Annotated in this window: 20 protein-coding genes; 3 read left to right on the top strand and 17 right to left on the bottom strand. The window is 57.6% G+C overall.

What is annotated here, in order from left to right; all coding sequences use genetic code 11:
- Positions 1–10: 10 nt before the first annotated feature.
- From ORD20_RS04560 to ORD20_RS04545, 4 genes are all read right to left on the bottom strand, one after another.
- Positions 11–283, bottom strand: coding sequence for a hypothetical protein (locus ORD20_RS04560; protein WP_103373774.1), 273 nt, complete (start codon positions 281–283; stop codon positions 11–13).
- Between the two features lie 422 nt (positions 284–705).
- Entirely contained in the window at positions 706–2,277 is a 1,572-nt protein-coding gene (locus ORD20_RS04555; protein WP_430626546.1) for an RNA-guided endonuclease TnpB family protein, read from the bottom strand.
- Positions 2,237–2,926, bottom strand: a complete 690-nt coding sequence (locus ORD20_RS04550) for an IS607 family transposase (protein WP_103377028.1) — start codon at positions 2,924–2,926, stop codon at positions 2,237–2,239. The genes ORD20_RS04555 and ORD20_RS04550 overlap by 41 nt, the downstream gene beginning before the upstream one ends.
- Positions 2,927–3,250: 324 nt before the next feature.
- Positions 3,251–4,204, bottom strand: a complete 954-nt coding sequence (locus ORD20_RS04545; RefSeq protein ID WP_103375994.1) for an ORF6N domain-containing protein — start codon at positions 4,202–4,204, stop codon at positions 3,251–3,253.
- 1,819 nt (positions 4,205–6,023) lie between these two features.
- Here ORD20_RS04545 and ORD20_RS04540 point away from each other — a divergent pair.
- Positions 6,024–6,284 (top strand): hypothetical protein, encoded by a 261-nt coding sequence (locus ORD20_RS04540; protein WP_146039073.1) that lies wholly within the window; start codon positions 6,024–6,026, stop codon positions 6,282–6,284.
- A gap of 155 nt (positions 6,285–6,439) precedes the next feature.
- Here the strand turns inward: ORD20_RS04540 and ORD20_RS04535 are convergent, their stop codons facing one another.
- The 13 genes from ORD20_RS04535 to ORD20_RS04475 all read right to left on the bottom strand — a co-directional run bounded on the left by ORD20_RS04535 (position 6,440) and on the right by ORD20_RS04475 (position 18,592).
- Positions 6,440–7,039, bottom strand: coding sequence for a hypothetical protein (locus ORD20_RS04535; protein WP_103375990.1), 600 nt, complete (start codon positions 7,037–7,039; stop codon positions 6,440–6,442).
- On the bottom strand, positions 7,032–7,760 hold the full coding sequence (locus tag ORD20_RS04530) for a hypothetical protein (protein ID WP_146039072.1): 729 nt from the start codon (positions 7,758–7,760) through the stop codon (positions 7,032–7,034). Before ORD20_RS04530 ends, ORD20_RS04535 begins: the two co-directional genes overlap by 8 nt.
- A gap of 21 nt (positions 7,761–7,781) precedes the next feature.
- Positions 7,782–8,249, bottom strand: a complete 468-nt coding sequence (locus ORD20_RS04525; protein WP_146039071.1) for a hypothetical protein — start codon at positions 8,247–8,249, stop codon at positions 7,782–7,784.
- 521 nt (positions 8,250–8,770) lie between these two features.
- A complete protein-coding gene (locus ORD20_RS04520; protein WP_103375987.1) occupies positions 8,771–9,112 on the bottom strand; it encodes a hypothetical protein in 342 nt (113 codons plus the stop codon).
- Between the two features lie 368 nt (positions 9,113–9,480).
- A complete protein-coding gene (locus tag ORD20_RS04515; protein ID WP_103375986.1) occupies positions 9,481–9,999 on the bottom strand; it encodes a hypothetical protein in 519 nt (172 codons plus the stop codon).
- Positions 9,996–12,329 (bottom strand): DUF927 domain-containing protein, encoded by a 2,334-nt coding sequence (locus tag ORD20_RS04510; protein ID WP_158246316.1) that lies wholly within the window; start codon positions 12,327–12,329, stop codon positions 9,996–9,998. The genes ORD20_RS04515 and ORD20_RS04510 overlap by 4 nt, the downstream gene beginning before the upstream one ends.
- A 303-nt stretch (positions 12,330–12,632) precedes the next feature.
- Positions 12,633–13,703, bottom strand: a complete 1,071-nt coding sequence (locus tag ORD20_RS04505) for a DNA primase (protein ID WP_103375984.1) — start codon at positions 13,701–13,703, stop codon at positions 12,633–12,635.
- Positions 13,704–13,727: 24 nt separating this feature from the next.
- On the bottom strand, positions 13,728–13,871 hold the full coding sequence (locus ORD20_RS04500; protein WP_158246315.1) for a hypothetical protein: 144 nt from the start codon (positions 13,869–13,871) through the stop codon (positions 13,728–13,730).
- Positions 13,864–15,558 carry a DEAD/DEAH box helicase gene (locus ORD20_RS04495; protein WP_242968568.1) on the bottom strand — a complete coding sequence of 565 codons (1,695 nt, stop codon included), beginning with the start codon at positions 15,556–15,558 and terminating at the stop codon, positions 13,864–13,866. Before ORD20_RS04495 ends, ORD20_RS04500 begins: the two co-directional genes overlap by 8 nt.
- Positions 15,551–15,847 (bottom strand): hypothetical protein, encoded by a 297-nt coding sequence (locus tag ORD20_RS04490; RefSeq protein WP_146039070.1) that lies wholly within the window; start codon positions 15,845–15,847, stop codon positions 15,551–15,553. Before ORD20_RS04490 ends, ORD20_RS04495 begins: the two co-directional genes overlap by 8 nt.
- A gap of 93 nt (positions 15,848–15,940) precedes the next feature.
- A complete protein-coding gene (locus ORD20_RS04485; RefSeq protein ID WP_103375981.1) occupies positions 15,941–16,696 on the bottom strand; it encodes a hypothetical protein in 756 nt (251 codons plus the stop codon).
- 89 nt (positions 16,697–16,785) lie between these two features.
- The gene (locus ORD20_RS04480; protein ID WP_103375980.1) at positions 16,786–17,505 is read right to left on the bottom strand and encodes a hypothetical protein; all 720 of its coding nucleotides are present in this window, start codon (positions 17,503–17,505) and stop codon (positions 16,786–16,788) included.
- 76 nt (positions 17,506–17,581) lie between these two features.
- Positions 17,582–18,592, bottom strand: a complete 1,011-nt coding sequence (locus ORD20_RS04475; RefSeq protein ID WP_242968567.1) for a PD-(D/E)XK nuclease family protein — start codon at positions 18,590–18,592, stop codon at positions 17,582–17,584.
- A gap of 156 nt (positions 18,593–18,748) precedes the next feature.
- Between ORD20_RS04475 and ORD20_RS04470 the strand changes: the two genes are divergently transcribed.
- Both ORD20_RS04470 and ORD20_RS04465 read left to right on the top strand, forming a co-directional pair.
- A complete protein-coding gene (locus ORD20_RS04470; RefSeq protein WP_158246314.1) occupies positions 18,749–19,840 on the top strand; it encodes a helix-turn-helix domain-containing protein in 1,092 nt (363 codons plus the stop codon).
- A 43-nt stretch (positions 19,841–19,883) separates the two neighbouring features.
- On the top strand, positions 19,884–20,693 hold the full coding sequence (locus ORD20_RS04465; RefSeq protein ID WP_103375978.1) for a 3'-5' exonuclease: 810 nt from the start codon (positions 19,884–19,886) through the stop codon (positions 20,691–20,693).
- The last annotated feature ends 36 nt before the right edge of the window (positions 20,694–20,729 follow it).

Here is a 20,729-nt window from a genome sequence, read left to right as displayed (position 1 = left end):
GCTCCGCTCGCTACATTCCGCGCTGGAGTTGTTCTAACAAGGCAGGGCCCTCCGGTGGGTGCAATTGCTGCACAGCCCGTATCACATCATTGCGGGTGTCATACCAGGCTACGCCTTGCCGCGCCGACGGTCCGGTCGCTAACAAGTCCTCCATCGTGTTCCAAGGGTGTCCTGACGCATCCCACCACAAGGCCCATCCCTGCCCCTCTATCTCTGTGACGCCCCAACATACGTGACCGGTGGAGCCTAATCCTCGTTCAACCACTGCAACCATGTGTTCCACGAATTTCATCTCCTTGTGACCGCAATCGGGCGCAAAGCTTTTGCTCAAAACGCGGAATCCGTGGTATCAGCAGCTGCCCAATTCTTGGGACAAATATGGACAACCGCTATTCACGGCAGCCCCTTTCCGGAGGATCCTCGTGTGGAGGAAGAGCGGCTTACGAAGCGACTATCCGCTCCATCCCGGTTACTCCGGCCATTTCTAGCCGGTTGCAGGGTAGAGCCATCGATGCTGTGAGGTACGAAGCCTCTGCTTCTACACCGATGGCCCTGCCGGGGGAGAACCACTGGCCTCCCCGCCGTTTCCGGCATCCCCAGGCCGCTGATGACCGCTTGCCGCCTGTTTGGTGGTTAGCCGGTGCCCTTCTGGGCATCCCCCAAGGGGAAAACGGACCTCCCGATTCTCTGGTATCCGAACAGGGACTATGCCACTGTCCGGTTCGGGCCGGTTTTCGTCGCTTTTACGTTCCGGTTCTTCCGGCGAGTCGTGACCTTGCCCTGGGCCTCCCGGATCTGCTGCTCATGCCGCAATGTGGCGATGGAGGGGAAGATCTTGAGCCATTTCTTGCGCAGGTTCAAGGCCCCCACTAGGTCGGCATTGCCGCCCCAGCCACAGGCGTAGCAGCGGAACACGTCCTTGCCCCGGCGGTGATGGCGGGTGGCTTCGCAGAACCGGGCTCCGAGATGGCCGCAGCGAGGGCATGCCTGACTGGTGAACTGGGCATCCCGAGTCACGACCAGGATCCCTTCGTGCAGAGCCATGTGCCGAACCCAGCGCATGATCTTCCCCCGCATCCAGTAGGATCGGCGGAGGTTCTGCCGCTTCATCCAGCCGGTGCGCTTGGGGTTTTTCATGCGGGACAGGGCCTCAAATACGATGACCCGGCTGCCGTGCCGTTTGGCGAAATCGACGATCTGGCGGGCGACCTGGTGGGCGATGGCGTCCTCTCTGTGCTTGAGATGCTCCCAGATCCGGTGATTCGCCTGGCGCTTGGGTCGCCCCCCCGTCTTCCGTTGCCGGACGGCGATGGCCTGGAGCCTGCGGAACCTCCGCTGCTCGTGCGGCCGTCCGGGAACGAAGAGAGTGCCTTTCACTTTCGCGCCATGAAACGCCACTGCTACGGCCAGGTTGTTCACGCCCAGATCCACCGTGGTCACCGGCAGATCGGGATTTTCCGCCAGCTGGTCTTTCGCCCGTTTGACGCGGATCGGGGTGGCCAGGGGCACGTGGAATCGCCAGCGTTTGCCATCATGAAAGAGGGTACCCGACTCCATGACGGGAATGCCGTCCTGTTGCCTCCCCTCGGTGGCCAGCAAGGTTTGGGCTTCCTCGTCCCGGCCAGCCTTCTTGATCATCCGCGCCTCGGCCCGCACCGCGTCCAGCCGGGCCTGCTCCGTTTCAGCTATCGCCAGCATGGTGCGCTGGTAGGGAGCGATGGCGACCGGGTACCCCTCGAATCGCCAAGATTGACCATCCCAAACTTTCACCCGCAGGAAGGAACGGGTTTCTTCTCGCACCAGAAGGCCCATGCCCTGGTAGAGCGTGACGGGCATCGAGCGGACAGTGGGGATGGCAGGAGCCTTCCCACGACGGTGTTCGGGCAGGGATTCCCAACGTTTGCGGTTGGCGCGATAGCTCTTCGCGATGCCGATGGCGCGGTTGATCGCCGCGCGGCGGAACACCACCGGAGCATCCTCCGCACCAGGAACATTGGAGAGAGGATAAGAAGGATGGGTATGGGCCGGAGTGGATACCGTGACAAATTCCAGCCGGGTAAGGATGTCTTTGCTGGTAGGGGCACGTTCGGAAAGGATTTCGCCGGTTGCGGGATCTACCTTGACCACCGTGTCCCAGAATAAGGGGGTGGTCAGCAGGATGTTCAGGTAGAACTGAACCATTTGGGAAAACAGGGCCTCCGTCGACTCCAAAGCCTCCAGTTTGCCGGGATTGGCGTCAAGGAGCGGCAGAATCAGGGTCTTCATGGCTATGGCCAAAGGGGGATTCACCGCCTTTCTCGTGGTGCTCTTGAATGGTATCCGTGATTTTCTTCCGGAACCCCTTGCTCCGTCTACCGTAGAGCCGGGCGGAGAACACCGTCAGGATGGTGATGAGATCACGGGTCAGTTCTTCCTCGAAGGATGCCGGAGGCATATCCCGCGCGGTTTCCACCCGGACGTCAAAGGCCCGGAGATATTCGGTCAGGTAGCGATAGCCAAAGCGCGCCAACCGATCCGGGAATTCAATAAGGAGCACATCAAAGCCCCGTTTTTCAGCTAGGTGCAGGACGCGCCAAAGACCACGCCGTTTGTCATTGATGCCGGATGCCTGCTCCGCCACCACCAACACCGGATCATAGCCGCGTTTTTGGGCCTCTTCCAGGAGCCTTTCTTTTTGGCGCTCCAGGTTTCCGTCACGCGACTGCTTTGCAGAGGACACACGCGCATAGACGACACATCGGGTACCGAATCCCACCTGGCGTTTGGTGAGAAGCCGCATGATTTGGTCGGAACGATAACGGCGATACCCCGTAGGAGTTCGCTCTGACTGGATCGTTTTCGCCAGTTCCCATCGCCGCAAGGTCTTAGGCGTAACGCCTAGAATCTTTGCCGCCTTGCCAATGGATAAGTATTCTTCCATGTCCATAGTTTACCACCCAAAGGCATAGAAAGGCAAGGGTTGTTGCAGGTCCGCACGAAACTGCTTCACCGTGCCTTCGCAGTGGCATTCCTTGCACATGACCGTTGTATTATCGTCCCACATCGCATTGCGGGCGTTGACGGGGATGTCAACTGTGCATTCTCCCGTCTCAAATCGCAAAACGTGCACATCGACGTGCGTCGTGGCGCCCTTGATAACAAAGTAGTGGGGCGCATGACTCTGCGGACACCGCAACTGCGGGCAACGCGACAGTATCGCACCGTCTTTCTGTTGTGGTTCTTCGGGCGCCTAGCGCCCATCCCTTGTGCCTCACGCATGATTCCCATCGCGCCGGGGCGTCAGGTCATCACACGCCAGCCCCGCCGCCGCCAGATCGATCCACATCATGGGCCGCACCTGCCCGCGAGCGCGCAGAAGAACGTTACACGAAAACGCATGCCCCTTGTCCGTCCGCAACCAGCCGGCCGCTCGCATGGCCCGCTTACTGGCACGAGCATCAGGTGATTGCAACACCGTGACCACCCATGTCGGCTCGCATACCAAATACTGCCGCCCATCCATCGTTTTGAGCATGCCGATATGCTGTCCGTTGATCCATGGCCCTGGGCTGCGCCACCCGATAATGCGGTCGGCCACCGTCTGAAGCGCGGCTTGCAAAGTAGCACGTAGGCTATCCAAGTCCGTGGCCACCGTGGTGGATGCTCGGGGGGCGGCAGGGTATGCAGCTTTCGCAGGCAGTATACTGTGCTCCAACGTTTCCGGTACATCAATGCCTGCCGCTTGATAGGCCGCCCGCATGACGGGCCATGCATCCGTCTGGGGAGGAAGGCCCCGAGTAGTGGCCCGTAAGACTTCAGCTAGGTATTTCAGAGTTGTCGGTTTAGGCGTGGATTTTGGGGCCTCCCTCATCCGCTCCCGAAAATAGGTGTTGACCAATCCGCGCTGAATCTGCCACGCCAAATCGTCCGTCAGGGATTTGGTGATCATGAGATAGCCGGATTCGGTGATTAAGATCATTTCGATATTCGGATTGCCTTCTGAGTTGCCGACGAAATTCGTACGCAACTCAGAACGGGACACCGTAAAGTAATCTTCTCCTGCAATAAATCGTTCCCGATGCTCATTGAAATTACGTCGTGCCGTCCCTTCTGGCCTGCGATGCAGACGGTCAATATCGGCCAATGTGACGACCCGCTGGCCCTGCCATTCTCGCACTTCCAGCGCGGTGGGCGGGACGATCTGAGGCAAGACAACATACGACATGGCTTTTTTCCCTTCCTTCCCCATTCTGACAAACGACGACAACGCATCTAAATGATCTCAGTGGCATTCGGGAATCGTAGCCGCATTCGATGATGAGGACGCTCCAGACCAAGCGTCCGAAATTTGGACGCTTGGTCTAACGTACGCAAAAAGCATGGAGGCCTCTTCCGGTGTGCAGGATATGAGACACAAAACCCCCCGGAGCGTTTCCGGGGGATGCACATTTTTCACGATTTTTCGGGTCTCAGGGCGCGAAAAACCGTCACGCCGTGCAGGTGATATTATGAGTATAGAAGAGTGCTAGCGCCGTGTCAAGCCACCCCGAACCCCGAGGGAGGTGCCCACCATGAATTATGCCGCCCGCCACGCTATGAATGCCGCGCTGTGGAGCCTGATCCGCTGGATCATCGGCCCCTACGGAGCCCCGCCCTCGTCCGCCTGACGTGGGCCTCGGCCCCTCCATCGGCTCCCGCATTATCGCCTAACCCGGCCGCGGCCCTTATGACCCGGATCCCATCGCCGCGCCAGATTCCCGCTCTTATCAACACTTGGTGGGCCTCGCACATCACCGCGCATTTGCCGCAACCAGACGCTTTAGCCCGATGGATGACGCGCCGACGCATTTGATGTCCGCGTTTGCTCATTGCCGTACCCAGAAAGGCACGGCAATGAGTGCTCGTTACTGGTCGAGTCAAAATATTAACGGACCAGTAACGCGACAAAAGCGTTGTGGCATAAGGGTTTGAGGTACGTCGTTACTGATGTTACTTATGATCTCTCTCTATATATAGGGCGACTTTTTTAATTTTGTTTTGCGACCCCTCACAAAATAAAATTAAATTCATCCCGCCTATATATATATATCATCCGCAAAAAACCAGTAACACCAGTAACGCAGGGCTCAAACACATACAGGGCAAGGGTTTCAGCGTTACTGGTGGACAAGTAACGCAACGTGGCCCGTCAGTAACGCGACGCAGAAATTTCCTGCCACAGAAGATGAGTTACGTACGAATTTCGTCGGCAACTCAGAACAGGGGGCCGCAAGGGATTGGCCCCCTGTGCGTACCCCCGCACAGCCCACAAAGCAGTCTCCTCGGCGTTTGAGGTTCGTGTTGATAAGCAAGTGAATCTCTCAAGGCGTCCCGACTCCACGATCGGGGGCTTCGCTCCCGGGGCCTCGGCCGCAGTGATGTCATCCATCATCCATCCGGTGGCCCGGATGGATTACAGCGTCCGGGATCAAGACCATGAGTACGCACGGTAGCAGACTGTTCATTGCGGGCACGATTCCCGGATGCTCATACGCTACCCTTACCCGCTAGAGCGCGAGGTGTAAATTGCGGGTAAAGGTCAAAACCTTATGCGGCGTAAGGGTTTGAGCGGGGTCTTTACACCTTTACACTATTTACCCTTGATCTATATATATATATATAGGGTCGCTTTTTTAATTTTAATTTCGCGAGAGATGAGCCGGCGAAATTAAAATTAAAAAATCCTCTTTATATATACATATTGTTTTGCGGGCAAAGCGGGTACAGGTGTAAATTTTCCTTCAAACCCACGCGTGGCTTGGCTTTTGGATTTTACCCGCTCTTTACACCCTCCAGCGTGGTTGGGTTGGCACTGAACGAAACGCGGTCGTGGGAAGGAACGCCCCCGTCTGATCGGGGTCTATGGCCAACGGTTTACCACCGCAGAGTGCTTTAACGATCAGAAAAATGATCCCGATGAGGAATTCTCCTGGAATGCCGTCACTCTGAGTACGCCGGAACGGTGGGATCGCCTGCTCCTGGTCTTTGCGTGGGCGTATTATTGGTTGAATGTCGTCGGGTGGGCCATGGAAACCGCGGGCAAAGCCCGCGAGTGGCGTGCCAATACGGTCAAAGACTCTCGTACGCATGCGTTGTGGCGCTTGGGCCATTGGGGATTGGCACACCATGACGTGGTGTGGCGCACCCTGGTCCGCACCGTGCGCACCTTTTGCCGTCGCATCCTGCCTGTCGCGGTCCAGGATCTGAAGACAGACGCGGAGCCAGAAAATCCGGGGAGCGCCCACCATCCTCCCGCCCGATTCTGATCCTCCGAAGATTTGTGAGCTTCGCCGCTTTCCAATCGACCAAGGAAACGCCATGGCTCCACGGTATTCTTCTCTATCAGGATTGGGGATCATACGGGCCGCCTCAACATGTCTCATATCACCGTTCGGGCATCATCGTTAAAGCGAAAGCATTATCAGGCGTGCGGCATCAGTACCAACGCCCATTTAGCTTGGTGCTGTACAAGCGCTGTGGGGTTTTGAGGCATGTGATCGGGGACCCATAATGCCGATATCGTGACGTAAAGGGGCTGATGGAGGTATGGAGGAATTCTCAATTGAAACTTGCTTGGGGTCAAAGTACAATCCGATTGATGTGGATACGTGGCATTGACTTCGCAAACAATTTTTGGCTTTTTATCCGGGATTCCGGTGTGGCTGATGGCCGATTGTGCCCAGAACGAGACCATCACCATGTCGGGTTCCATCGTGGGATGCCATATCACTGTGATGCGTGCATTATGGCTCTGCGTGATCCGTAATGGCCACGCATAGCGCTTTGCAGGGGCCAGTTTACTAAAATTGTGTTGGCTATCTTTCCACGTGGCACTGACTAATGGCGCGGTCAGGGTTCTTCCATCATATACAATCTCCGCCCAGGGTACTCTGATGGGGAATCCTGCAGAATACCGGGCAGACAAACGTGGTGACGACGAAGGATGACTCACTCCACATCCCGCAAGGAGTAAGACGAGGCTGCTTATTAAGCGTCCTGACAATTGGCGAACTTTAATCAAACATATCCGCTCCAATGGTGCCATTAATTTCTAGGGTATCAACGAGGAGGTCCCAAGCGCGGCCGTTATCGGCTTCGGCTGCGAGTCGAAGGAAAAATCCGGTTTGCGCATTGACCCATAGTTGAAACAGATGACCTGCGGTTATCCATTCGAGGTCTTGCGCGGGGTCAAACAATCCTTGCTGCATGCGTATAACGTTCAGGTCCGGGTAGGCCACCAGATGAAAGGCCTCATAGCCATGGATCATGCCGTGTTCTAAAACGACCAGGTGCATCGAATCCACCCACAACGGGGGATTGAGCCATCCCAGCCGGTGGCAATTGGCTTCAGCCGTCCACTGGGGACTGCCCACTTTAAAGATGATAGGCGTTCCCCGCATCGGATAAGTTCCGGAGGCACGTGGCTGATGATTCACGCGATAGGTCCAGTGATGGGCCGTTGTGATATATTCTTCCTCGGCCCCGTCGGGACTTCGCTCCGCATAACGCCATGCATCGGGACTTTTCCACCACGCCCTGAGCGTCCACGGTTCCGAGTGATTGAAAAATGCGAACAAGGCCGTCGGATTTAAGAACTGCCAAGGAGGATGGCGCTGGGGTTGCGCATCTTCACCCACGTTGTAGTTTTGCAATCGTGCCACTACCCGTAAAGTGTCCACGTTGTCCCATGCATGAAGCATTAATATGCGGACATAATCGGTTTCTTGCGCATCGCTCATCATTCAGGACTCCTTTCGAGAGAATTAGGCTACCGGTTTAGGAGTTGGGCACGCCACCATGGCTGTCCGATCCGGCGGCGTAGAATTCCATATGGCTTCCGTCCCATTGTAAGATACTGTATACCCGACCCCTTGAGACATCCATTCGTTATACCATCCCGGGTAAGGACATTGCCAACTCGCTTGGGGTCCGGGAGCCGGAATTTGATAAGTATTGGAGGCACTTTGTTTACCCTTGCCTTCTGTTATCCATGTGTTGCCCAGCCAATATACGGATCCGTCTTGCGAAAGGATTGCCGTGACCTGCATGGCTTTTACCGTAGCAGAACAAGACATCCATGCATGAGACGCGACACGAGATTGACCGCGGTCGCGCCACCATGACGATCCATGCGGGTTATCAATATTCACAGTACAACTGAAATTGGAAGGCGTGATGATTTGCGGAGATGTATTTATGGAATTAGATTGGGCCCGTACAATCGGTGTCATGGATAAGATATACCCTGCTAAGCCCACTGTGATTGAAAGTTTCCTCCACATATGCATGTTGATTCCCTACCCTTCATCTCTTAGAAAATATCTTAAATTATAAATTCGATACATTGTGAAACATTCCTTGCAAGCGGCGGGGATTATTCTATGACACGATTCGAGTAGAAATGACACCACGGTCAAACGGTGTCATACAAGGATTGAAATCCATAGCGTAATCGAGGACATATGCCCACAGTGAATGAGATGGCATTGACCCAACAATGTGAGGCGTGATGGATCAGTCACATGGTGGCATTATTCAGGGAGAAATACAGGATGCTCGACCGTTTGTATAAGGTAGGAATGCGTCTTGGGCGCGGCGAATCATCGATGGGGTGATAACACAATAACCATGCCAAAGAGACCCAAAGAACCGTATTCCGCGACTCCACGCCAACTGCCACCCGGCCGCCGCCCGCTTGACCCCCTCCTGGCCTGCGGCCGAGGAAGGGGTCAAGCGGGCCTTTTGTTCAATTTCAAGGCACCTGTAATTCTTGGAATATCCGCGGCGTGCCATTTTGTCCATTAATGTAAACGACATATTTACGCAGTAATTGCCCGCGTCGATTGACATCCAATACCGACAAAACATAGTCGCGGTGTAGATGCCCGGAAAAATCGACCCACTGCACGCTAAAATCTCCTCCTCCGTTGATTGTTAAAAACGGGCTTATTAGTCTTTGCGCATCCTGGCGCGCGTGCGCTGATGAAATTTGCATTCGATAAGCGCTTCGATAGAAATGCAGAACGACGAATCCCATTATCGCCACCACACCGATCATTGAGACAATCATAATTCTTTCTCGTAAAGATCCCATTAGAAGTTCTCTCCTACCTCAATGTTTGGTCTTGTTTCCTTACCCTTTTGCCGTCTTTCACGTCGGTTCCCTCTCGACCGGTCTTCCGTCACCGTCATCACCTGAAAGCCATACATAGCAATAAATATAAGGTATATATCCTTATATCCTTCTTTTCTTACTTTCCTGGTTGCATATCATCTACACGCGACGCTTGCCATTTATTTTTTCTCCAGCGCTCCTTCCATCTCGAAATTAAATTATTTTGGACCCGTATATATACATGGTGTTAAACGCAGGAAAGCCATAAAAGGTGTAGGGTGAATCCCTCAACGGCTTCACGCACAAGTGGGTCAGACGGTCCGGGGGAGGAAAGCATGACGCCCAGATTAACGCGGAGCCCATGCATCACGGCGGCACGTGCCATCGGCCTTGAACCAGCGCAGGCGCACCGGGCGCGGGAGGTCCGGCGCGGCGAGAAGGTGCAGAAGGTCATCCCAACGGGCCAGTGGCGCGTCCCCGTCGGGTAATACGTAGATGGGCGCAGCTTCGTCGGGTTCCACAAGAAAATAGCCCGATGGGGCGGCTTGCATCACCTGTTTGGCAGCGAGCCACCAAGCTCGACACCCCAGTACCACACCTTGGAGATCCTGGGCGGCCACCCCCGCTTCAATGGCCGTTTGTGCCTGGTCGAGAGCTCGAATCAGGGGGTGGGGCGGTTGCTCATCGTAAGGATCAGCCATCCGCGTCAGTTGTTCCATCCAGTGGCGCGGCCACACTAAACGCGACGCGATGGCCTGAGCGGTTTGCCCGATGACTGATTCGGCGACGGCCTGATCCCACGGTGTGGGCTCAGGATGACGCATGAGAGCTTGGGCTTGTTGCGCGACGCTCAGGGATTCTGTCATGGCGCACCTCCGCGTTGTTGTTTGGCATACAGGCGACGAACCAGAGCGGCCGGCGACAGAGGCTCTTGCAGTTCATGCGGCGTGGGTGGTTCCTCTTGGACCGATGGGATCACCGCAGGGGGTTCGGGGGCCGGAGCCTGCGGGGCTTGGTCATGCATCTCGTTTGGTTCCGGCAATACCACCCCAAATCCCACGGCACTGGCGCGAAAACACAGTAAGCGTGTTGCAACGGCAACTTGCCCAACCTTCTTCATGCTTTTGACAATGGTAAATTTTTCTTCTCCCCGAATCATCCAGCCTTTCCGACACCACTCCGTGTAAATCGACTTAAAATCCTTGCGGCCATTGCGCTTGAGTTCGCCTTGAAACCACTCGGGCAAGACGCCGATGAGATCTTCGTCGGCAAAGTACCGTCCTCGGTACGCCCGAGGCGCAATGACATTCCCGTCCCGGTCCGTGAGTTCCAAACCAGCAAACTCCATCGCATGTTCATTCAATAAACTGCATGCGGTTTCCCACCAGCGTTCGGCTTCGGATTGCTGATCAAAGGCGCTGGCAGGCAAGATCCCCTGTTGGATGGCCTCCAGATAGCCCGCTTCGGCCTGGGCCACGGCTTGGGGCGTCCAGCCATAGCCATGCTGTAACAAGAGGCGCAGTCCTAACAACCCCATCGCCCAGGCATGCGCTTGGCGGCCTAAGACCTTCGCCACCTCGCCTGAAGCCGCTGGCCATGCCGCCCGCATCTGATCCACCACCGCTTCGGCAGCTTGGTACTGGCTCAGTAAATCCGCGTCCGTCATCGTCGTAAGGACGGCGACCATGGCCCGGCCCCCATGGCCGTGATGCTGACTGACCCGAGCCATCCATCCTTCGATCAAGGTTTTGAGCTGAGCGGATTGTCGGGGATCGTCGAGCCGCCGTTGCGGGATGATGTGATTCAAGGACAAAATGCGGGCGGCGGCTCCCGCCTGATCCCCAACCATGCTGAGAATACTTTGGTTGTTGGCAACAAACAGCGTGGTGTGCAGGGTTTCGGCCACGGCGTAGCCGCCGGTCTTTTGCCCCCGCACCCGTCCCCCTTTTTCCGCGATCATGTGGACGACACTACTCCAGTCCACTTTGCTTTTCTGATCCGCCTGCAATTCTTGGATCGCGGTGGGCAGATCGTTCGTTTCCAGCAACTGCTGTTCCAAGGCAAAGGCCGACGAATACTGCGCAATGGGAATATAAGGAGACCGCCAGGGGGACAACGCCAGCGCGGTCAACGAGGTTTTCCCCGTCGAGCTTTGCGCGCTGGCCAGTTCGACGACGTACCCGTTGAGATTGCCCGTCACATGCAACCTGCTCAGGCGGCGGTGCAACGGGGCGGCCGCCCCATGCCCCATAAGCCACGCAAACTGGGGAATCTCCGCGAGAATGTCGGCGAGGAGGCGCGATTCTTCGGCAATGTCGCCGTGCGCTTTGAACAGGTCGGCCCCCGCTGAGCCCCGACCCTTGGGCCAGAACACGACGTGATCGTTGCCGCCCGGTAACGCGGGGCCGATCCATTGTTCGGGCAGCATAAAGCCCCACGCATTCTGCACCCGTTTCCATCCCAGAGTGTTCGTCAGGTGCTGATCTCCCCACACTCCCGCCTGCAAGCCGACCTGTTCCGTCAATTCTAGCCATTTCAAAACGGCCTTAATTTCATCGTGAGCGATGCGAATATTGAGGGTGTTCAGCGTATCCGGCGCGTTTTTGAGGCTCATGACCTGCTTACGCGGGAGCCACACGGCTTTCCACTCAGCCCCCGCCCGCCACAATAATTCGAGCCATCCTTCGCCATCGGTGTCCATGGGTTCCGCGCCCCCGATAATCATCAACGGGACATACGTAATCGGGGTCATCACCCGCTCCCCCGTCAGAGGATCTTCTCCTACTTTCCGAGCCACCCCTTGTGGCCCTGCGTCAAACCGTCGATCGGCCGGCACGGGCCACTCCCGCACCCGCACGGGGGCGTCCGGCCAGATGTCTTCGACACGCGGTAACGTCACGGGGGCCAGAGGCCCCGAGGGGGACGATGCGGCAATCCGTTGCGCCTGTTGCGCGGCCCGTGTTTCGGCTTCCGCTTGCCGTTTGGCTTCGGTGGCAATAATCTTCTTCCATTCTCGAGCCTTATAGCCCTTGATGCCTTCCAGTCCCCGCGCCAGCTCATACCATCCGAGATTATCCGTGCGGTAGATAGCAGTCGCGAGGGCAATGATGTCCGCATCCACCAGCAATCCCGGGTTCGCCTGAATCTGGGGCAGCGCGGTGGCATTCCACACCGTCAAGAGATCGGGTGTCTCCACGTGAGCCCTCGTCGGTTCCTCGGGCCCATCCGGGGCTCTATGCCCGTTGTCGGAAACGGGCGCGTCTGGTTCCGAGAGAACGGAGGGCGGGTCTCCCAACTGGTCCATGGTCTTCGCGTCGTCTGTGTCGAACGCCTCCCACAGGGCATCCCTAGGGAATGACAGGGTCTGTTCTCGTGAAAGGTCTTCCTTCTCCGGCACGTTAAGAGGGTCCCTGCCCTGTGACGCCTCGGACGAGCATATGGTATCATCATCGTGTGGTCTCAACGGAGATCACCTCCTGCATGTAGTGGTGCTAGGGGGCTAGTGGGATCGGCTTGAGCGCGTGGTGGCCGTGGTGGGGGCCATCACGCGCCGCACATCGCGCCATCGGCGCTCTGCGCAATGCATATGCTGGCATTTGTACCCAAGCGTGCCGTCAGGGGACCAAAACACGGCACTCTCGGTCTTGCCGGACGATCCGCTGTGTTCCGCTTCCCACGGGCAGGTCACCAGAATTTTTGTGCGTCCATCGGGCATCACCATTGGTTCTGCCAGAATGTCTAAGCCCCACGCGGCTAATTGATTACAGACGCTCTCCACATGGTGTGTCCACGAGGCTGAGGCCCGGGGTGGAGTGCGAGACGGCACCCAGACTTTATGCACGGGATCGACAGCCCATCGGCTGAGGACTCGCCAGCCCTCGTGATCCAGGGGCACGAGGGGGTCGGGTCGGTGGACGATCTGGGCAGGCCACCACGGGCGTTCGGCGGACGGCGCTCCTTTTTTGGGCACAGTCCCATACACTTTCGAAATGCGGCTCGCGTTGAACACACTCACGTCCACATCGACGGTGCCATCCGTAAACCGATGCGCCAGCGTCTTGAGCATCCACTGCACCCGTTCGGTCGTGAGTTTGTCGTTGGGCCAGTCGGCCAACCGATAGAGAAGATGGGCCCCATTGCCCGACACCGCTTGCACCGGATCAGGCCAGCCCAGGGCGCGTAGCGCCTTGCCGATGTCTCCGGCTTTCGTGAATGCCGCCCTTCGTTCTGCGACGGTCGCGTTGGTCTTGGCGGGTCGGACGGGATCACAGTCCACCAGCAACCAGCGGCGATAGGCCACATCCGTGTCGCGAGCCGCCTTCCCTCCGATGCGCACCTGATTGAAGGGGCCCACCCACGGTGCGTCAGGAGCTACCGGGTTTAAGGTCACGTAGATCCCCGAGACATCGGGGCGCGCGTTGGCCGTGGTGACCGCTTGCACAAAACGATCGAGGTGGGTAAAGCGCCCCACGGCGGGACGCGCCCCCCGACGCAGTATTCGCACTTCGACCAGGTACCCCGGCACCGCGACCAGTTCCCATGTTTGACGAATATCGTGGATTGATGCCATCACGCTGTCCTCCTATGCATGTCTTTAGGCGTGTGGCCCTGCGGCTAAGCACAACACTAACAGCCCATAGCCGCCGCCGACGGCTAAAACCACTCCGATCCCAGTCCACACGCGTCCCGCCGTGGGGCGCAAACGGTAGCGTCGTCGACGAAATTTGACGTTACGCATGAGCGGGAGCCCCTCCTTTCCAAGCTGCCAACCCGGTATCGATCAATTGCGATGCCTCGCCTTTCGTGACCGTGACGATCAATTCCTCGGGCACGTGCAACCTATGGAGGAGCGCCCGTTGTTTGGGCGTGGCGGGGGTCAGCTGCCACAACTGGTTGGCCATGGCAGCCTGGGCCTGCTGCGGATCCCATCCCATCAGCTGGGCTAATGTGCCCGCCCGGTGCGCCGACCATTGAGCCAGAATATCCCGGTGCTTGTCGAGGGCGTAGCTGGCCTCCCACTTTGTGAGCGTCGACGCGATGTCGGGCAGCCAGCCGAACTCCGCCAAGCGCGTTTGTTGCAGGGCCGTCGCGGGGTCCAGGGGATTTTGCATAAAGCGGGCATAGTAGCGTTCGACCTCGGAGCGCCGATCGGGATCGTCGGCAATCGTCGTCAGGTCGTCCAGCAAGTCGCGCCAGTCCACGCTAGGTGCCGGATCGTCAGTTAGGGACTCAAAGAGGTCCAGGACGTCTTCGCTATGCAAATGCAATCGGGTAAGCCACCGCTCCGCCTCGTCTGACAGCCGGGACTCCTGAGTCATCCGCTCGGCGACGCTGGTGCCATCTTTCGGGTCTTTGCGCAACCCAATCAGGTCTTTCACAGTCATTAGCTTGTGACGGCGTGTCGAGTCCACAATGTCCAACAGCACCATGTGGGTTTTGCCAGTCTCCGGAGACGGACGTGTCCCCCGACCCACCATCTGCGTGAATAGCGCAAGCGACTTGGTGGGACGGGCTAAGATCACCGTGCGCACGGCGGGTTCGTCAAACCCCTCGCTTAACACCGAATCATTTAGAACCACTAGCGTTTCCCCAGTTTTTAACCGGGCTAACACAGCCCGCCGATCATCGAGGGGCATGGATCCATCGATAGCCTCAGCGGGAATGCCGGCGTCCCGAAACATTGTGGCCAAATTGTAAGCGTGTTGAACCCCAGCCGTAAATCCAATCGCTCGGGTCCCTGCTGCGTGCTGTTGATACGCATCCACAATCAGCCGATTGCGCGGAGGGGTATTCAGCGCACGGCTCAGTTCGGTTTGATTAAAGTCCCCTCCTGACGTATGAACCTCGTCAAGGTCTGCTTTGCCCTCCACGCGGAAGGCTCGAATATCCACCAGATAGCCATCACGAATCCCTTCTTGGATGCCGTAACTGTGCACGATCTTGTCGAACACTTCCCCAAGTGAGGCTTTGTCGGATCGGTACGGGGTTGCGGTCAAGCCCAATAATAACTGCGGATGCAGGTAGTCGAGGATTTTCCGGTAGCTGATGGCCGGGGCGTGATGACATTCATCCACGATCACGGTGCCGAATCGATCCGGAGTCCATCGCGTCAGCCTTTTGGCCGACAGGCTTTGAACGCTGGCAACCACCACCGGGGCTTCGTAGTCATCTTCGGCGGCCTTGACGATCCCAACGGACGCCTCGGGCCACCCCTTGCTGAACGATTCGGCGGCTTGCCGAACCAATTCATCGCGGTGCACCAACCAAAGCGTGGGTAACCCGCGTTGCTGAGCGTAGGTTGTGCCGGTGAAGGTTTTCCCCGTTCCCGTCGCTAAGCTCCAGATTTGCCGTGTGATTCCTTGCGTCAAGGATTGGCGCGAGGCGGCAATCGCGGCTTCCTGGTACGGGCGCAAGGTGTTATTCACGGGAGTCCTCCTGAGTGACATACGCGGCAATCAATCGGCGGGCAGCGGAGGCTATACTGATGCGGTGTTTGTTGGCGAGTGCAAGGAGCTGCAAGTCCAGGGGGGCTGGAAGATAAATGTACAGGATCGTGGTGCGCCGTCCCTCCGTTTCCGGGGGCAGGGCGGGTAAGTTCACTCCCACCGCGATGGCCCGGCGACCGATTTCGGATCGCGGGGCGTCGGCGGTTTGAGCGGCTCGGGCGATGCGCTGAGCGGTGTGCGAATCAAGATGTACGGTGCGTCGTTGCACGTCGGGAGCGTTCCATGCGCGAAACACGTGGTTGGCCATCGTCGTCGATCTCCTTTGCTTTTTGTCTTTATCTAAGGGATTACCGATAAGGGATTACCGAGCTTGGGTAAACGCGAAATCGCGGGCGGCTAAGTCGGTGTTTGAAACAACCTTGAACACGCCATGCTCCTTGACCGCCGCACTATCAGTGCCCGCCTTCATGAGTTGTGCGATGGTTGGATCGGGGGGTGTGAGAGGGGGTCGACCGGCGTCCCGAGTGCAGAATCGTCGGGCGGCTTCGTGCTGACGGGGATAACTCACATCGAAGAGCATGGAAGATCCGGCAGGCGTATCCCGATCCCGATGGGTGAGGTCGGGGGCCACGCGGGACCACTCTTTGAGTGCGATGTGTTGCAACGATCGTTTCAGTGCGGGGGTTGCATCCTTGACGGCTGCGGACAACGCCGCGTCGATCGCACGCATGGCTTCCCAACGCAATCCTTCCAGGGTGGCCTCCCAGCCGTCTTCCACACGCCGCCGGGCTTGATTCGCTGCGTCCACCCACGCCGTGCGGCACAAGTACTCGTAAATCTGTTGCGGGGTGGGGGCTTTGCCCGCCCGAGTCCCCGGGTAGGGCTCGATATCCCGGGGACCGTAGCTCACCATGCGGCCTAACTCTTCGGTCATGGCGCGACGGGCTTCTCGGTATTCATCGCGAAATTTCGACACAATCGCTTTGCACGTTGCTCGGAGGGCTTGTTCTTTGCGCCGTCGCGCCGCCGTCCGGGCCGCTCGCACAATATTGCCGTGGGGCCGAACAGGGGTGGCGGAAACGGGCTGGGGGGTAGGTTCGACAAACAGGGTGGCCATGGGTCTTTCCTCCTGGTATTGTGGATTTCGCGAGACGGCCCGCGTGCCGGGGACGCCATCGGCGTCCGCAGCATCCGAGTCGAACGCGACTAGAATGTTTGATCCTGTTGCACGGGGGGCTGAGTCCACGCGGTGTAAAAGTCGTGGAGCGGGCCGTCCATAAGGCGCTCCACGAGCGCGGCCTGCGCGGCGGCGTCTAAAATTTCTAGCTCTTCGATAGACAGCACGCCCCACTCCATCTGTCCCGATTTCTGATAACTAGTGGACAACTTGACATGGATTTGCCCGAGGCGGAGACGGCGGGCGGCCGCCCGGGTTTCAAACTGCCCGACGCTCAAGAGCGACGTGGGCGGGGCCACCACCACGACGGGCAACGCTTCTCCATCGCGGAGAACCAGCAACAGGCGTTTTTCCCGGCACGCCTTGCCTTTGCCGCCGTTGGCTGCCGTGCCCCAGCGGTTCATGGGACACGAGGCACATTCGCGCCGTTCGACCGGGCCGTCGATGTCTAAAGGGGCCGTGTGCCATTCGCCTACGCCGCGTTCCACGAGCTGGCATTGGGTGGGCACGGGATCGCGTTCAATTTCATTCCCTTTTCCATCCAGTTCAATAAACGGCATCCAGCGGGCTTCGCGGACCGCGAGGATGACGCCCGTCATGTTTGTCACGGTATCCACCGGGCCTTCAAAGCCCCGGGCTTTGATGCGGTAACGCTCCGGGCGCAAGTCCTGCTCGGGGAATTCATAACCAGCGGGCAATTTGGCCCAAACTGTCAATGCGGTGTTCTTCGTTTCCGTAGCAGTTGCCATAGATTTCGTCTCCTTTGATGTTGTGTGCAGTGTATGGTGGGGGAATCGCCCTCCCTGGGGAGGCCACCGCCGTCTTTTACAAGACAGCGACGGGCTCCGCAGGGCTGTCCTCGGTAATGAGGGTGCCGAACTTCGTGTGGCACAAGCTGAGAAATGCGCAGGTGCTACAGCCGTATTTGGTTTGAGGATTGGGAACGATCGACTCGGGCCGTTGGGCTAGGGTAGCGGCGTAGTCCAGTTGCTTCGTAACCCGCATGATGTCCGCTTGCGACACCGGGACAGGAATCATGGTGTGCTCCACGCCTGCTTTGTGCGCCACCAGGTAGTCGAGTCCGAAGGTGCTCCACTCTCCGGTGGTCGCGTGCCACCCGGCGACGTACATCGGAGCTTGCAACGATTCGCGGGCCGAGGCCGTCGTGTTGGGTAGACGCTGTGCCGTTTTGAGATCTCGAATCATGCTACTCTGGTCCACTACGTCGAGGACGGCGGTGATGGTGTGTCCCCCCATTTGGAATTCCATCCGCTGTTCCACGGCGCGGGGCTGACCAAGGCTCGGGCGCACCGCCCGATCCCATGCTTCCGTGAAGGGGAGCCATGTCTCGGGGTCCGTGCCGACCGTCTGATCGGCGACGTTCATAAGTGCATCGTCCGGGGACATCCCCATCAAGCGATTTTCTGCATAACGGTGCGTGGCCTTCCCTACCGCCGCCCGGGCATTGTGAGGCCAGCGAAAATCCGGGGGAAGTTCAAAGATACCAGTGCTCCATGCGCCTTTGGCGGGGCACAACAGCCAGTCCATGAGGCGCGTTGGCGACCAGTTGCCCACCGGAAGATCTGTGGTCACCACGGGTTCTAACAGATCCTCGAGTGAAGGTGCGGAGATGAAGCCCGACCAGGCTTCATCTTGGGGCAAAATTTCTACGAGGGGGACGCCTAACGCTCGAGCAAGTTTCCGGTAGGTGCGCAGACTCCCGGCGCGTTTGCCGTGTTCGAGCTGCGACAACGTTGGTTGTGCGACCCCTGCTTTGCGAGCCAAGGCTTGCTGGGTGAGACGGGCGGCACGACGAGCGGAGATAAGGGGATTCATGGGGATAGCCTCGCTTTCGCTAACCTTTTTGGTTTATAGTTTTATTATAAACCACATAAACCCCGAGTCAACACCATTATGGTTTTTACTCCAAAAAACTTTTTATTTATAGCAAAATGTAATATCCTTAAAGAACTAAGGAATGGGAGGATTCTCATGAGCACAGGCGAGCGTCTAAAGATGGCGAGGACTAGCAGGGGTCTGGACCAATCCGAATTAGGTCAATTGCTTGGTATATCTCAGAATGCTATCAGCCTCTACGAGCGAGGTCTCCGAAAACTATCGTCTGAGAGGCTTGTCCAAGTAGCCCAAGTTCTCCATGTCTCAACGGATTACTTGCTGGGTACGGACGAACCCACCGATCCAGTCCCATCCCCAACCCTCAACTGGGATACTATTGCATTGAAGTTGCGGCAATTACGCGAACTACGAGGCCATACCGTAGAGGAAGCCGCAGGCCGTATCAATATTCCTCCGGATACCTGGCTAGGTTGGGAATCCGGGCAGACGCCGATCCCGTTGGATGCCTTAAGTGCCATCGCCAAAGCCTATGGGGTCCCGCTCAAATACCTCATGAACGGGCTGAAAAAATCCCCCGCTGAAACCACGCTAGATCGTCCCTTGCGCGAAATTTTGCCCAGCCTTCTCCATTTACGTGAAGTCCCCATTCTCGGGAAAATTGTGGCCGGTATTCCGATTGAGGCTCAAGAAGACCGACGAGGTACGGCGCTCGTGCGTGACGATATTGAAGGAGATTTTGCTCTGTACGTCGAAGGCGATTCGATGATCGGCGCAGGGGTACACGCGGGTGATCAAGTGATTGTCAAAGCCGTCGCTGGGTGGGAAGAGGTCCCTGACGGAAGTATGGTCGTGGCGCTCGTCAATGGCGAAACCACCCTCAAGTATTTGATTCGGGAACCCGATCCCCTCGGAGCGCCTCGATGGTGGTTGCGGGCCGCGAATCCTGCCTATCCAGACCGCCTCATTGATCCCGTTCAAGACCGCGTTCAAGGCGTCGTCATGGCGATTCAAACCGTGCGCCCCCCTCGGGCTCCCGTTCCTCCCGCGCCACCCGCCAGCAGTTCGCATTCCCCGTCCACCGACAAAGAACTCCAACGGTTGATCGACACCTTACGCACCTTGTCGCCTGAGCATCTGGCTACGGTGTCAGCCGTAGTTTTTCCGCTCATCAAGCAATTGCACCATGCCGCACCCCTCTCCCCGTCTTCCGATGATGCGCCGTTTTGACCAGATTCTGGATTAGCCCTACTACGCAAAGGAGTGCGAGTCGATGAAGCCGATTCTCGTTTTTGATCTCGAAACCATCCCAGATCTCACTGCCTTACGTCAACTCCAACGGGCTGCCAGTGATGAGTCGGATGCAACGATCGTGGCTAACGCCCACCTCGATGAGCAACCGTTGAAGCCCGCCTTTCAGCAGATTGTGGCGATTGCCGCCGCGTGGATTACGCCCGATGGCGCGATGAGACGATTAACCAGTTTAGGCCATCGCACATGGGACGAGCGGCAACTCGTTAAGAAGATGTTTGATGTGATTGCTGAAAGCCGCCCACAATTAGTCGGCTGGAATTCCAGCGGGTTTGACTTACCCGTGTTGATCTACCGCGCCATGGTGCATCACGTATCCGTTCCGGCCTTTTATCAAACGGGAACCGGTCGATTCCAAAACTATCGGTATCGGTTTGATGAAGACTGGCACATTGACCTCATGGACATCCTGAGCAACTACGGAGCCAGCGCCAAGCTGAAACTCGACGAAATGGCTGCGATCTTGGGAATTCCGGGGAAGATTGGCGTCGATGGTAGCCACGTGCTCCCGCTATATCAATCGGGGCAGCTCGATGCGATCCGCACGTACTGCGAAAGCGATGTGCTGACAACAACGTTGGTGTATGCCCGGTATGCCGAACATCGGGGATGGTGGACTGACACGCACATGGCAACGTTCGAAAGTTCGGTGGCGGCGTGGCTGGACTCGCAATCGGGTCCGACGTGGGACGAATGGCGTGCGCGCTGGCAACCGGGATCTCAAATCCTCGGGCAACTCTGCGAACCTGCTCCCGATCAGACGGGGTGGTGAATCGGACAGAATGGAGTTCTGTTCGATTCACCAAAA

Source organism: Sulfobacillus thermotolerans, from assembly GCF_039623705.1.
Lineage (GTDB): Bacteria > Bacillota > Sulfobacillia > Sulfobacillales > Sulfobacillaceae > Sulfobacillus > Sulfobacillus thermotolerans.
This window is presented reverse-complemented; position numbering and strand designations above follow the sequence as displayed.

Coding starts and splice junctions, on each gene's coding strand:
- ORD20_RS04480 (WP_103375980.1), bottom strand. CDS start 17,505: ATGGCAACTGCTACGGAAACGAAGAACACCGCATTGACAGTTTGGGCC.
- ORD20_RS04520 (WP_103375987.1), bottom strand. CDS start 9,112: ATGGGATCTTTACGAGAAAGAATTATGATTGTCTCAATGATCGGTGTG.
- ORD20_RS04545 (WP_103375994.1), bottom strand. CDS start 4,204: ATGTCGTATGTTGTCTTGCCTCAGATCGTCCCGCCCACCGCGCTGGAA.
- ORD20_RS04550 (WP_103377028.1), bottom strand. CDS start 2,926: ATGGACATGGAAGAATACTTATCCATTGGCAAGGCGGCAAAGATTCTA.
- ORD20_RS04530 (WP_146039072.1), bottom strand. CDS start 7,760: ATGATGAGCGATGCGCAAGAAACCGATTATGTCCGCATATTAATGCTT.
- ORD20_RS04485 (WP_103375981.1), bottom strand. CDS start 16,696: ATGGCCACCCTGTTTGTCGAACCTACCCCCCAGCCCGTTTCCGCCACC.
- ORD20_RS04465 (WP_103375978.1), top strand. CDS start 19,884: ATGAAGCCGATTCTCGTTTTTGATCTCGAAACCATCCCAGATCTCACT.
- ORD20_RS04505 (WP_103375984.1), bottom strand. CDS start 13,703: ATGGCATCAATCCACGATATTCGTCAAACATGGGAACTGGTCGCGGTG.
- ORD20_RS04470 (WP_158246314.1), top strand. CDS start 18,749: ATGAGCACAGGCGAGCGTCTAAAGATGGCGAGGACTAGCAGGGGTCTG.
- ORD20_RS04500 (WP_158246315.1), bottom strand. CDS start 13,871: ATGCGTAACGTCAAATTTCGTCGACGACGCTACCGTTTGCGCCCCACG.
- ORD20_RS04515 (WP_103375986.1), bottom strand. CDS start 9,999: ATGACAGAATCCCTGAGCGTCGCGCAACAAGCCCAAGCTCTCATGCGT.
- ORD20_RS04525 (WP_146039071.1), bottom strand. CDS start 8,249: ATGACACCGATTGTACGGGCCCAATCTAATTCCATAAATACATCTCCG.
- ORD20_RS04475 (WP_242968567.1), bottom strand. CDS start 18,592: ATGAATCCCCTTATCTCCGCTCGTCGTGCCGCCCGTCTCACCCAGCAA.